Genomic DNA, 13,260 nt, shown 5'->3' on the forward strand with positions numbered 1-13,260 from the left:
AGGCACCGTCGCTCCTCCTGGGCCCGGACCGTTGTCAGTGCCACTTGCTAGTTTGCCTGGTGGAGTGAGACCGGTCAGAGAACCTTCGAGGTCCGCGGTCAAGGGGGGTGGGCATAAAGGTCCCCGGGAGCCACCTCGGGACTATGTTGCAGGCCGTAGATCCCCACCCCCCTCATCCTCCAGGAGGCCGGCGGTCGCCACCTCCACTGAACGGCGGTGCCGGGGAGGCTCCCTCACTCTTCCCCAGGTGGGATAAGGCGATCGGCGCTCTCAGCGTCGTCCACGTGTCCGTGGGCGTCGACGGTGATCGGGGTGGCGCGTCCTCTGGCCGTGACCAGCCAAGCAAGAACCTGCTCGGTCAATGGCCCGTTGCTGGGCCCTTCGTCCTTCCAGTACGCGCGCCAGCCGCCACCTGGTACGGCGGCTACCACCTGGTCGGCTTGCTCCAGGTGGGAGAAATCTGGGTAGTCCGTCACGGGGCGGCGGGTACCGCGTTTGGGATCGACCACAAGTGCCACGCCCGTCGCCTCGTCCCAGGCGTCCACGTGCGCTGTCCGACCGATCGTCGTCTCCGTGCCGGTGAAGATTGCGAGCCAGCCTGTTCCGTTGAAGTACCGCATGCGGTCATCGTCCATGACGGCGGCCAGCCTCGACGTGGAAGTGCCCACTTCGGCGCCCTGGCAGGCCCTCAGCTTGGGAAGCTAAGGGCATCCAGGGCTCCTTCCGGGGCTGACCTGCGGCGGAGTGGCGTTGGCGCTTGGTGGGCGGTCGACTGGTTCCCCGGGGTTCCCCGTGGTTCCCCGCACGATCTGGCACGGGTCGGGTACGGACCTCTTCGTCCTGGACGTTCGGCTACAGAGGAATTCAAGTCCAGTGAGCTGGTCAGTTCGCGGTCAGGGCCGTTAGCGGGGCTATGGCAGTGACGGCTGCAGTACTTCGCTGCTCTACTGTCCGCGGAGAGAAACCGACCGGTGGATAGTCGAGTGGACGTTTCCTGGCTGCACTGCTTCTGTCGCTGCGGATCTTTCGGCGATGTCGAGCTGCATCGCTACAACCAATCCCGCGGCATTTCTGAAGGCGCAAGGTTGGAATCAATCGAGTCCCCCATGTGCGGGATCGCCCGACCGGTACTAGCGTGGACTGCATGTGGGCACCCATGCGCCGGCAAGTGTCTCTGAGGGTGCACAGAGCTTGGGCGGGGCCGGTCGGCAGGCTGAAGCCAGGGGTCGGCTTCCTCATCCAACACGCTCACATCCGGAAGAGGAGACGGCGACAAGTAGCGAGAGTTTGGGCCTCAGCACCATTCGCAGCTGTGGCATCCGTGCTTGGCGTGCTTGGTTTCTGCGTTAGCCCGTTCTTGGGGGACAAGTGGGGCTATGCTTTGGCCTCAGCCTCCCTAGCTCTTGCTATATCCATAGGCATATTGGTCCATAAATATGGTTCCAGCAGGGCGTTTTTCACCCAAATTTCTTTCAGTACACCCGACCGCGCGACGGCCCTGGCCAGCCTAATCCGCGGCGAAAGCTCGCGCCCACATTTCGCCTCACTCGCTCCCCGTCCTGACGAGTGTCAAATAGTCGTAGACCAATTGAAAGCAGAAGGGACGGCGACAATCACTGGCGGACCTGGAGAGGGCAAATCACTCCTCGCTTACCACGTCGCTCAAGCCCTACAACACCGACATAAAACATATCAGCTGCATTGGGATAGGGCTATCGGAGTCTCTCGAACGCAATTTCATGTGGAACTTGAGGGAGAGCTGGACGCGCTGAAAGGGCGTCTGCGATTTGTGATCATTGATGATGCACACCTAGCGGACGAGACCTGGATCGGAGACGTCGTTCGTGAACTCCTCCAAAGGGCTGTAAGTGAGCGCGACACTAAGACCCTCTGGATACGAACTCAGAACCCAGAAAGCGTTGCAGGGGAAGAGCTGGAGAATTCGGTAAAGATCGATTATGATAAGCTGGCGCCGAAACAAACGGACTTCTATTCCGCCACTCTGAGGGAGTATCCGCAAATATTTGACCAGTTGGGCGGATTGCCCCCATGGCGTATCGTGACGCCAGAACAGCATGGCACTTCGCATTCCTTGCATCTGGAGGAAATGCGAGGTTGAAGAAGAGCCTGAAAGCGCTAAAAAATATTGAATTGCTGGCGCTTTTTGCCGTTTCAGCCAAGGCCGTTGCGAGTGGTTCCCCATCCGTTCACCGTGCCAACCTGCAGAACCTGCTTCACGAACTCTCCCTATCCCTTGGATGGGCACGGGACAGCCTGGCCGAGACCAATTATGACCGCGTATTGGCAAAACTCTCACGGAAAACAGAGTCGCGCGGACCACTGCTTTTGAGGAGCATCGAGGGAGAATCAAGTGTTAGCGTCAGAATCCTCCATTACAATTTTGCTCGTTTTGTAGTGCGCCTGTCCCTTTCCCGTGATGAGATTGCTGAGGATCTGGTTAGGAGCATCCCTAAAATACTTCAAGCAAAACCCCAGGGCCTTCGCTTCCTCGGGGCCCTTTGCGAGGATGTCGGAAGTAAGCTTGGTTTGCTCGTTGAGGAGGGAAATGAGTTCTTCTGCGACTATCTTGACAAGCCAGAAAAACTCGGCCTCGACTCTATGGCTGGACTGTTGAGGGTTCTGGGGCGCAGCCAAGACCGAAGGGTGCATCACACTTTGACGTGTCTGTCACCTCTCGGTCTGGCGACGGAAATAAATGCGAGCGATGTAAAAGATCTTGGCCACGCAGCTGCTTGCATCAAGCATGTTAGTCAACTAGGCGATATACACATCCGACTTATAAGCGCCTTGGATGTGGATAAAATCGGGGCGTCTGCCATGAAGGCTGATTACGGCGAGTTGCCAGCAGTAGCAGCCATTATGGAAGCGATTGATTTTCGTCGGAATGAGTTGCTGGCCTCTATGAACATGGCAACCCTCGCTGCTGCTGCTCGCCGCGCCTGGGCGCCACAGTTCGCTTCCTTGGTGAAACTCCTCCGCTTGATGGGTGAGCAGGCTGAAGACTTGTTGATCTGGCTCGACATGGAGACACTCGCTGAGAGCGTCAGTCGGGCCAGCCTTACGCGAATTCCGGTTGTATCAGAACTTCTCAAACTTCTCGGTGAACGTCGCTATGAACTGCTAGAGTACGTCGATTTTACGCAGTTGGCCGAGACAGTAAGTCGAATGAAGCTAACGCATATCACACCCCTCGTAGAATTCTTCAAGATTCTTGATAGTCGAAAAGAATTGCTTTCGACCGCCTTGAACATTCGCTCCTTCGTAGACATGGCCGAGAAGGCCAACCCAGCTCAACTTGTACTGATACCAAGACTTCGGGAGCTGCTAGGCCGCCGATATCCGGAATTTCTTCGTGAGCTGGACGTGCGATTGCTGGCTGCTACCGCAAGTACGGGAGGACCGAGTGACCTTCCTGGAATAGCTGGACTATTGGACAGTATTGGGTTCCAAAGGCATGAGTTTCTCCGTGGCTTGGATGTTGGTGCTTTGGCTGCTGCGGCGAGCAGTGCTGATGTGGGTCAAATTGACTCTATGGCTGGCTTGCCTGAGCGCCTGGGTTTCCGGCGGGGGGAATTTCTTGATGCATTGGATGTCGGGAGGTTGGCGGCTACGGCGAGCGCGGGTGACTCTGGGCAGTTGGTGACTGTTGTTGGGTTGCTTAAAGTGCTGGATTATCGGCAGGATGAGTTTCTCCGTGGCTTGGATGTTGGTGCTTTGGCTGCTGCGGCAAATTCGGCGCATGCGGGGCAGTTCGGCGCTGTGGCTGGCCTTTTGCAGAGTCTGGGTTTCCGGCGGGGGGAATTTCTTGATGCATTGGATGTCGGGAGGTTGGCGGCTACGGCGAGCGCGGGTGACTCTGGGCAGCTGGTGACTGTTGTTGGGTTGCTTAAAGTGCTGGATTATCGGCAGGATGAGTTTCTCCGTGGCTTGGATGTTGGTGCTTTGGCTGCCGCGGCGAACAGTGCTGATTCGGGTCAAATTGGATCCATGGCCGGTTTGCTGGAGCACCTGAGAGACCGCCGGGGTGAGTTTATCCATGAAGCTGATATGTCATCCCGAGCTACGGCCATCAGGACTCCAAGTATGGTGATAGGCATGGCTGCCTTGGTGAAACATCTTGGCTATCGTTGGGATGACTTTCTTGACTCCTTCAATATTCACGAGATAGCAACAGCTTCAAGTGATGTCAGGCCTGAGCAACTTACGGAGGTCGCTAGCCTTCCCGCGTGTTTGGGGCATCGACGGGATGAGTTCCTGCGAGAATTGGATGTCAGGAGGTTGGCCGGTACGGCAAATAAAGAACACACAGGGCAGCTTGGGGCCGTGACTGCGCTGCTGAAAGTTATGGGTTCTCGGCGGGATGAATTCCTTCGAAATTTGGATATCCGTAGAGTGGCGGCTACTGCCAGTACAGCGCATCCGGGACAATGGGTGACTCTTGTTGGCTTGCTGAAAGCTGTGCAATATCGGCGTGCTGAATTCATCCGAGAATTGGATGTGCGGGCACTTGCCGCGTCGGTGGCTCTGGCTAGTTCGGCGCAACTAGCGGCGGTCGCTGGCCTTCCCAAGCATTTGGACTATCGGAGGGAGGAGTTTCTTCGAGCACTGGATGTCCAAGCTTTGGCTGTCATGGCGAGCTCCGTCAATTCCGGCCAGTTGGTAGCTGTGGCCGGATTGCTCAGCGCTGTGAGCTCTAGGCGAGATGAGTTTCTGGATGAGTTGCGTATACGGGATCTCGCCGTTAGGGCGAGCTCTGCGCCTTCGGGACAGCTTGCGGGAGTCGCTGCTCTGCCTGGGCGTTTGGGTAATAGAAGGGATGAGTTTCTGAGTGATTTGGACGTCGGCACACTGGCTGCGACGGCGAGTTCGGCGCATGCGGGGCAGTTCGGCGCTGTGGCTGGCCTTTTGCAGGGGCTGGGTTTCCGCCGAGATGAATTTATACGCGCATTGAATCTTGTAGAACTAGCTGCGACGGCGAGCAAGGCAAGCCATCGGCAGGCGCCAGTCGTTTCATCTTTTCCCAAATTTCTCGCCTTCCGCCAAGAAGAATTTTGGTCCTATTTTTCCGGCTGGGTGCCATGATGGCCATTCCCATTTATGTCGCGGTTTACAGTGACTAATGCAATGATCCAGATTTTTCTTGGCGTCCAGAGCGATTTCATGTCAACGTGGCAGAATTAGCGAGCGTCGGTATGGGAAAACAGCGAGCGGTCGGCGGAACGGCTTTGGGCTGGCTGGGGTCACGTCCGCGGGAGTGGTGTATCGACGGCCACTCGGTGATCTCGTTTTGAGGCTATGCGGTGAGTTCGGTGGGCAGGGCGGCTTCGTCGGTTTCTGACTCGATCGGGTGGAGACGGGCCTTGGCCAGCAAGTCGAGTCCCATGTAGCGGCGGGCCTCGGTCCATTCGTCGTTCTGCTCGGCCAGCACCGCGCCGACCAGCCTGATGACGGCGGTGCGGTCGGGGAAGATACCGACCACGTCGGTGCGGCGGCGGATCTCCTTGTTCAGCCGCTCCTGCGGATTGTTCGACCAGATCTGCCGCCAGACCTCGCGCGGGAATGCGGTGAAGGCCAGCAGGTCGTGCTGGGCGGTGTCCAAGTGGGCGGCGGCCTTGGGGAACTTGCTCTCCAAAGCGTCCAGGACGTGCCGCATCTGGGCCTGGACGGCGTCGGTGTCGGGCTGTTCGAAGACGGTCCGCAGCAGCGTGGCCACCCACGGCTGGGCGGACTTCGGAACCTGGCTCAGCAGATTGCGGGCGTAGTGCGTGCGGCATCGCTGCCAGGAGGCTCCGGGCAGGACGGCGCCGATCGCGTTCACCAGGCCGGTGTGGGCGTCGGAGATGACCAGCTGGACGCCGGACAGGCCGCGGGCGGTCAGCGAGCGCAGGAAGGCGAGCCAGCCGGCGCCGTCCTCGGCGGTGGCGACGTCAAGGCCGAGGATCTCGCGGTGGCCGTCGGCGTTCACGCCGACCGCGATCAGGGCGTGGATGTTGATGATGCGGCCGCCCTCGCGGACTTTCTGGGTCAGTGCGTCGACCCAGACGAATGTGTAAGGGCCTTGGTCCAGAGGCCGGTTACGGAAGGCGGCGACTTGCTCGTCCAGATGCTTGGCCATCGCGCTGACCTGGGACTTCGACAGCTGGGTGACGCCGAGGGACTCGGCGAGCTTCTCGACCCGGCGGGTGGAGACGCCCAGTAGGTAGGCGGTGGCGACCACCGAGATGAGGGCCTGTTCGGCCCTGCGGCGGCGTTCCAGGAGCCAGTGCGGGAAGTAACTGCCCTGGCGCAGCTTGGGGATGGCCAGTTCGACGGTGCCGGCCCTCGTGTCCCACTCGCGCGGGCGATATCCGTTGCGGTGGTTGACGCGTTCGTCGCTGACCTGCCCGTATTCGGCGTTGCAGAGGGCGTCGGCTTCGGCGGACATGAGGGCGTCGGCGAATGTCTTGACCATCGCGCGCAGCAGATCGGGACTCGCCGCGGCGAGGTTGTCCTCAGCGAGGGCGTGCAGGGGCAGACTGTCGGGTGCGGTCATCGTGCTGATCTCCTTCGAGGCTTCGACACTTCGAAGATCAGCCGGTGGCCGTTCATCTATGCGGGCATCACCCTGAAGCCGGAGCAAACCCCCGGATCAGGTCGAACCCGTACACCACTTCCCTGGACGCAAAGTGGCTGCCTAAAGCCGTGGAGCCGACCGCCCCAGCCACGACGTGCCCCTTCTCTGGCGTCTGGTGGCTGATTGCTATGAGCGCGGCTCGGGCGCCGGCCGGGCTGGAGCGGGGCGGAGACAGACATCCGATGCGGTTGATCAGTCAAGCGGTGTCGGGGAAGGCGGTCTGTTCGCTGTAGGGGATGTGGTGGGTGAGGCAGTGGTGGAGGCAGCCGAGTAGGCGGTTGAAGAGGTTGCGTTGTGCTGCGACGTGGCGTTCTTCGGCCGCTCGGCGGCGGTCGTAGTGGGCTCGTGCTCCGGGGGATGCGGTGAGGGCGGCGAAGGCCCAGTTGTAGCCGGCTGAGGCGAGGCGCTGGTTCTTGATGTGCCTGGCCAGGACGGTGGTCTTTCGTCCGGAGGATCTGGTGATGGGGGCGGATCCGGCGTAGGCCTTGAGGGCGCGGGCGGTGGCGAAACGGGTGTGGTCGTCGCCGAGTTCGGCCAGGACGCGGGCGCCGGTGAGATTGCCGAGGCCGGGGAAACTGGTGATGATCTCGGCGTCCTCGTGAGTGGTGAAGGCGTCGACGACCGCGGCCTCCAGCTCATCGGCGCTGGTGCAGGCCGCCTCGAACTGCCGCAGCAGGGCGAGGGCTTTGGTGCCCATCGCCTCCTCGACCAGGGGTGGTTGGTGCATCTGCGCTTCGCGGAGTAAGCCGTGGAGGCGTTCGACCTCGCCGGTGATCTCGCGTTGGCGGCCGGCCTTTTTGAGGATGGCTCGCAGTTGGGGGCGGGTGAGCTGGGCGGCCTGCGTGGGTGTGGGGGCCGCGGCGAGCAGGGTGCGGCTGACGGGTGAGGCGAGGCCTTCGCGGAAGTGGCGGAAGACGGTGAGGAATGCGGGGAAGTATTCGCGCAGGTGGGAGCGCAGCCGGTTGCCGGTTTGGACGCGGTCCCAGACGGCGTCCTGCTGGGCTCGGGCCAGGACGGTGATGGCCTGGGCGAGGTGGCTGTCTGTGGGCAGGGGGCGGTGTTCGGCGGGGTCGGTGCGCAGGATGTGGGCGAGGACTTTGGCGTCGAGGTGGTCGGACTTCTTGCGGCTGAGGGCGTAGCGGTCGCGGTAGCGGGCGGCGGTGAGTGGGTTGATGACGTAGATCGGTCGGCCGGTGGAGCGCAGGCAGGCGACCAGCAGCCCGTGGGAGGTCTCGATGGCGATGGGGATCGGGTTTTTGGGGTTGTCGCCGTGGTGGGCCAGGAGGTCGAGGAGATGGGTCAGGCCCAGGGGGCTGTCGTCGATGCGGAGCTTGGCGAGGAGGGCGCCGGTCTCGTCGAGCAGGGCGATGTCGTGGTGGTCGGTGGCCCAGTCGATACCGCAGAACACGCTGGTCATAGGGGTGTCCTCTGGTTGGCGGTGGTGTGGTGGTCCTCGCCGGGCAGGGGTTGCGCGTCTTCCTAATGGCAGGGCTCAAGGCCCGTCATCCGATCAGTCGTTCGCAATCCCAGCGGTCGTCAGGGGTCTCGGTCAGCTGCGGAACTGAGCGTTCGCCGAGCGGTGAGAGGTGTTCCCTGGCGGCGGCTTGGACCACGGGCCAACGATGCCGCTGTTGTGTCTTTCGGTGGAGGGGGCGGGGGCGGTCCGCGCGGGACGAAGGCAGGAGCGCGGGCCGGCCCCGCCCCCTCCACACGATGAAGAACGAAGAACGAACGAGTGAGCCGGCATGCGGGGCCGACTCTGTCTTGGGAGGTCAGGCCTCAGGAGCGGCTACGGATAACCCCATGCCGGCTCACTCAAGACGTTCGCCAGCAGGATCAAGACCAACGTCTCACGACGCCATTAGGAGCGCAGGCCCGGCCGGGGGCCGGGCCGCGCGCGGGGAGCGGAGCGAGCCGCCTTGAAACCCGTAAAGAAGGTTGTTACTCAGGTGGCCGCTGGGATGTGTGTCCGGTCCCGGGAGATGCTTGACACTTCGGTCCCAGGTGATGGTTGACAGTGGCCGTGATCGGCTTTTCTGTGCACGTCGTTGCGGCGTGTGGCAGGAGGCCGGGATTGGCGCTGGTGGAGTTGTCGGTTGTCGAGCAGAGATACCGGGCTGTGCTGGCCGTGCTGGCGGGTGCGACGGTGACTGAAGTCGCCAGGCAGCTGGGCGTGTCCAGGCAGACGGTCAGCGGGTGGAAGTCGCGGTATGCCGCCTCGGGTCTGGCCGGGTTGGCGGACCGGTCGCGTAGGCCTGCTTCGTGTCCCCATCAGGCTTCTGCCGAGGTGGAGGCGGCCGTGTGTGAGCTGCGGCGTGAGCATCCACGGTGGGGGCCGCGGCGGATCGCTCATGTGCTGGAGCGGTCCGGGGCAGTCACGCCGGTGCCGTCGCGGATGACCGTGTATCGGATCCTCTTGCGTCACGGGCTGGTGGAGCCGGGGGTGCGGCGCCGGAAGCGGTCGGATTACAAGCGCTGGCAGCGGGACCGGCCGATGCAGTTGTGGCAGATGGACATCGTCGGCGGGGTGATGCTGGTCGACCCGGTGACCGGGGAGTTGTCCGAGGTCAAGGTCGTGACGGGGGTGGATGATCATTCCCGGTACTGCGTGATCGCGTCGGTGGTCGAGCGGGCGACCGGGCGGGCGGTGTGCTCGGCATTCGCCCAGGCTTTGCAGGCGTTCGGGGTGCCGGAAGAGGTGCTCACCGACAACGGCAAGCAGTTCACCGACCGGTTCGGGCATGGTGGTGAGGTGTTGTTCGACCGGATCTGCCGGGAGAACGGGATCGCGCACCGGCTGACGCAGCCGGCGTCGCCGACCACGACGGGCAAGGTCGAGCGGTTCCATCAGACCCTGCGGCGTGAACTCCTCGACGACTGCGGTGCGTTCGAGAGCATCGGGGCTGCTCAGGCGGCGCTGGATGAGTGGGTTCAGGAGCACAACTCCGTCCGGCCGCATCAGGCGCTGGACATGCAGTCCCCGTCTGACCGGTTCACCCCGGTTCCCGAACAGGAACGGGACGTCCTGGGTCTGAAGATTCCCGGAGTGCTCACGCTGGTGCCGCAGCAGCGGACGGCTCCCGCTGCGGTGCCGGATCCGGTCGAGGTGGTGCCTGCTCCTGTCCCTCTGCCCGAGGTGGTTCAGGTGGATGAGGGCGGGCCGGTGGAGTTCGAGCGGGTGGTGCCTGCGAGTGGGAACCTGCAGGTCGTGGGCAAGCAGTTCTGGCTGGGTCCGGCCCGCTCGGGGTTGACGGTGACGTTCTGGGCCGACACCGCGGTGATCCATGTGCTGATCGCCGGGACGCGGATCAAGAGCGTGCGGTCGCACCTGTCCGTGGCGGACCTCACGCAGCTGGCCGCCCGGGGAGGACGTGCGGCCGGACCGGCCCCGCTGCCCACCGGCGATGAGGCCGCGTTCGAGGTGTACCGGGTGGTCAACAACAGCGGGCTGGTGAACCTGGGCGGGCGCCAGGTCCTGGCGGCGGAGATCCTCGGCGGCCGCCAGGTCGGCATCCGGATCGACGAGGAGACGCTGTCGTTCTTCGACCTGTCCTCGCGGGAGCTGCTGAGGGTGCGGCCCAACCCGCTCACCCCCGATGAGGTGCAGCGTCTGCGCGGACTGCGGCCCGCAGGTCCTCCGCCACGGCCCAGCGTGGAGCCGGTGCGGGTGCAGCGGCGGGTCAGCGCGGTCGGCACGGTCATGGTCTGCCGCCAGACCGTCTCCCTCGGCCGCCCCTACGCAGGCCAGACCGTGACCGTGCACGTGTCGGACACAACGATCACCGTTGAACTGGACGGCCAGATCCGCGTGATCCGCCGCACGACCGACGTCCCGGTCCGTAACGTGAAAGCGAACAAGCCCCACGGGGCTTCCCATGTTCTCTAGGCCTACCGTCAAGCCTCAGGTGGGACCGGAACGTCGTGCATCAGCTGGGATCAGACATGGCCGCTGGGATGTGCCACAGTGGGGCTGTGTACCGCTCCGGTTTGCTGTCGATGAGCAGCCGGCGCAGGTCATCGCGCTGTGAGCCGTCGAGGTTCAGGACCTCTGTGAGGTGGCGGAACGTAGTGTGAGTGATTCCGCGGCTTCGGGCCTCTGCTTCGAACTGGGCGAGTTGCGGCAGCACCGACTCGGCATCGAGCTTCGCCGGCCGTTTCTCCTTGAGCCAAAGGGCCTTGTTGCGCTCATAGTCGATTTCGGAGAAGCCGCAGACCTCGCGGCTCAGTGCCTCCACCTGGTCCAGGGTGGTTGTCGACATGATGGCGCGGGCCAACTCGTTGCGGCTCAGTGCCTCGTCCAGGTCGACCTCGTGGACCGTCGGGCTCTCGTCGGTGAGGGGGATGGGTAGACCGGCATCTCGGACCTCGCACGTGCCGCGTAGGCCTCGGGCTGTTGCCGCGAGCATGCCTGTTGCCTCTGAAGGGTGCCACTCCAGAACCGGGCTGACCGGCTCCGCGTCCTTCGCCGTGAAGGTGTGGACGAGTGGGCCGAGCATGCCTCGCAAGTCCTCGCGTGACAGCTCGCCGTCCAGGCCGGGGCCTGCGACCAACAGGCGGATGGGCGCGTTCACCCGGCAGCACGCTGCCAGCGTCACAGAGTCGGCGAGTGGGCTCTTCAGCGTCGGTTCGTCGCCTCGGGCCAACACGTCGCCGCCGACGTCCAAAAGATCGATTGACGTCGGCTTTAAGTGGGTCACCAGATCTTCGAGTTGGCGTGTGACGCCCTCGGCGCCGTGCCCCGGGTCGATCAGCGCGAAGGTGTGGGGGAGCTCTGCCGCTAGGCGGGGGAGCGTGGAACCTGCTGGTGCGATCGGGCGGGCTTCCGCCGGCACCTTCCAGACGGCTGGGGTGAGCGGTTCGAGGCTGGTGAAGTTGTCGGCTCCTCGGGGGCCCGGCAGTGGGTCGATCAGCAAGCGGTCCCACGCGTACGTGAGGATCACCGCCTGGTCGTCGCCGCCGTAGAGGGCGGCATCAAGCATTGCGGCGGCGACTGCGTCGCCCCCTCCTCCTGCTGCGACGATCAACCGCGTCATGAGCCCAAGACTACGGGGTCGGGCCCTTGACCACTCACCCTATAGTGGCTAGAGGCTATAGCCACTTGGACGAGGAGGAGACATGCCTCAGCTTGAGGAGGCACAGCCGAAGTATCTCCAGATCGCGCACTTCATCCGCGATCAGATCCTTCGGGGTGACCTGCGGCCGGGGGACGAGGTGCCCTCGGAGCGACAGTTGGCGGCGGACTGGAAGGTGTCCCGGCCGACGGCGGCGCGGTCGTTGGAAGCGCTGAGTCATCAGGGGCTTGTCGAGAAGCGGCAGGGGTCCGGCACGTACGTGCGGAGCCTTGAAGTGAACCGACGGGCGCGCGAGTTGTACGGACGGGCCAGGCAGACCGGGAAGATCTACACGCCCGGCGAGTACGCGGTGATCACGTCGGCGGGGTGGCTGAACGCACCGGATCACGTTGCTGAGGCGTTGGGCCTGGTGAAGGATCGTCGGGCTGTGCACCGCCGGCGGGTCACCAACAATCAGGACGGGCCCATCACGCTGTCCACTTCGTGGTTCGCGCCGGATGTAGGCCAGCGGGCGCCCAAGCTGCTGGAGCCGGAACGGATCCAAGAGGGAACCCTGATGTACGTCGAGAATATGACGGGGCGGCAGGGGAGTTATGCCGAAGATCGTATGTGTGCCCGGCAGGCGACGGACGAGGAGGCGGCAGACCTCCAGCTTGAGCCGGGATCGGCTGTCTTGATCGTGCATCACGTCGTCTTTGACCTCCAGGACCGGCCGTTGGAGTTCGCCGAAGCCACCTACCCGCCGCAGCGCTGGGCGTTCGAGCAGGGGTATCCGCTCACCTGATGGTTCATCACTTCGGGGAACGGCTTGCGCGCCGCGAGTGGCTAATGCCACCATCCAGTAAGTGGCTAAGGCCACTTCATCGGAAGGAGGCACGGAGTGACGAGTCAGCGGCCGGACCAGGGAGCGCACTTACCTTGCCGGGGTTGCCGGGGGCGTGGCTGGAAGCGGGTCAGTTCGCGTGCGTCCCTGGTGCTTGCCGCTGCCGCCGAACGCTCCCGTGCCACATCGAAGCGGCGCTGCCTCGACTGTGACGGCAGCGGCAAGGAGTGAGCGCGGATGGCTTACACGATCGACCGCTACCCCTCTGAGGACTCACCGCGACTCGGAGCAATGACCTTGCATCCGGCCCCGGAGTCCGTACCCCGGGCGCGACGCTGGTTCCGGAAGTTCATCGCCCCCTACAACCCGGCCTGCTCGGTCGAGGACTGCGCGCTGATGATCTCGGAACTGGTCACCAACGCCATCACCTACGGGCAGGCTGATGACCCGTGGGTAGTGCGGGTGGAGTGGTTCCGCGAGGAGACCTCGCTTCGGGTCGACGTACACAACCCGGGCTTCCCGGCGAACGTCCGGCTGAGGCGCCCGGAGGCCAACGACGCGCACGGTCGCGGGCTCCTGCTCGTCGACTCGATCGCCGCGTCGTGGCACTCCGGACCCAGTTGCTTCGGCGGAACGGTGGTCTCCTTTGTGGTCGCCGATGCCTGGCCGTCGTGACCAGGGGAATACCTTCTGTTGGTACTGCGCTGGCGGATTCGTCGCTAGTCTGGTTG

Annotated in this window: 9 protein-coding genes; 5 read left to right on the forward strand and 4 right to left on the reverse strand. The window is 63.4% G+C overall.

Translation table 11 applies throughout. The features are described 5' to 3' along the window. Nucleotides 1–233: 233 nt before the first annotated feature. Nucleotides 234–620, reverse strand: a complete 387-nt coding sequence (locus tag ACFYWX_RS29885) for a hypothetical protein (protein ID WP_389427290.1) — start codon at nt 618–620, stop codon at nt 234–236. 692 nt (nt 621–1,312) lie between these two features. Between ACFYWX_RS29885 and ACFYWX_RS29890 the strand changes: the two genes are divergently transcribed. Together ACFYWX_RS29890 and ACFYWX_RS29895 are read left to right on the forward strand one after the other, a co-directional pair. Continuing rightward, nucleotides 1,313–2,119, forward strand: coding sequence for a hypothetical protein (locus ACFYWX_RS29890; protein WP_389427292.1), 807 nt, complete (start codon nt 1,313–1,315; stop codon nt 2,117–2,119). Further along, entirely contained in the window at nt 2,116–5,103 is a 2,988-nt protein-coding gene (locus ACFYWX_RS29895) for a hypothetical protein (protein ID WP_389427294.1), read from the forward strand. Before ACFYWX_RS29890 ends, ACFYWX_RS29895 begins: the two co-directional genes overlap by 4 nt. A gap of 211 nt (nt 5,104–5,314) precedes the next feature. Here ACFYWX_RS29895 and ACFYWX_RS29900 read toward each other — a convergent pair whose 3' ends face one another. Then, nucleotides 5,315–6,553 carry an IS256 family transposase gene (locus ACFYWX_RS29900; RefSeq protein WP_389427296.1) on the reverse strand — a complete coding sequence of 413 codons (1,239 nt, stop codon included), beginning with the start codon at nt 6,551–6,553 and terminating at the stop codon, nt 5,315–5,317. A gap of 277 nt (nt 6,554–6,830) precedes the next feature. Then, a complete protein-coding gene (locus ACFYWX_RS29905; RefSeq protein ID WP_389427298.1) occupies nt 6,831–8,051 on the reverse strand; it encodes an IS110 family transposase in 1,221 nt (406 codons plus the stop codon). A gap of 672 nt (nt 8,052–8,723) precedes the next feature. Between ACFYWX_RS29905 and ACFYWX_RS29910 the strand changes: the two genes are divergently transcribed. Next, the gene (locus tag ACFYWX_RS29910; protein WP_389427517.1) at nt 8,724–10,520 is read left to right on the forward strand and encodes an IS481 family transposase; all 1,797 of its coding nucleotides are present in this window, start codon (nt 8,724–8,726) and stop codon (nt 10,518–10,520) included. Nucleotides 10,521–10,560: 40 nt separating this feature from the next. Here the strand turns inward: ACFYWX_RS29910 and ACFYWX_RS29915 are convergent, their stop codons facing one another. Further along, nucleotides 10,561–11,667 carry a DUF1152 domain-containing protein gene (locus tag ACFYWX_RS29915; protein WP_389427300.1) on the reverse strand — a complete coding sequence of 369 codons (1,107 nt, stop codon included), beginning with the start codon at nt 11,665–11,667 and terminating at the stop codon, nt 10,561–10,563. A gap of 82 nt (nt 11,668–11,749) precedes the next feature. Here ACFYWX_RS29915 and ACFYWX_RS29920 point away from each other — a divergent pair, with 82 nt between their 5' ends. Continuing rightward, complete coding sequence (locus ACFYWX_RS29920) at nt 11,750–12,490, forward strand: GntR family transcriptional regulator (protein WP_389427302.1); 741 nt, start codon at nt 11,750–11,752, stop codon at nt 12,488–12,490. A gap of 276 nt (nt 12,491–12,766) precedes the next feature. Continuing rightward, the gene (locus ACFYWX_RS29925; RefSeq protein ID WP_389427304.1) at nt 12,767–13,204 is read left to right on the forward strand and encodes an ATP-binding protein; all 438 of its coding nucleotides are present in this window, start codon (nt 12,767–12,769) and stop codon (nt 13,202–13,204) included. Nucleotides 13,205–13,260 lie beyond the last annotated feature (56 nt).

Origin of the sequence: Streptomyces sp. NPDC002888, assembly GCF_042888465.1 — a bacterium.
GTDB lineage: Bacteria > Actinomycetota > Actinomycetes > Streptomycetales > Streptomycetaceae > Streptomyces.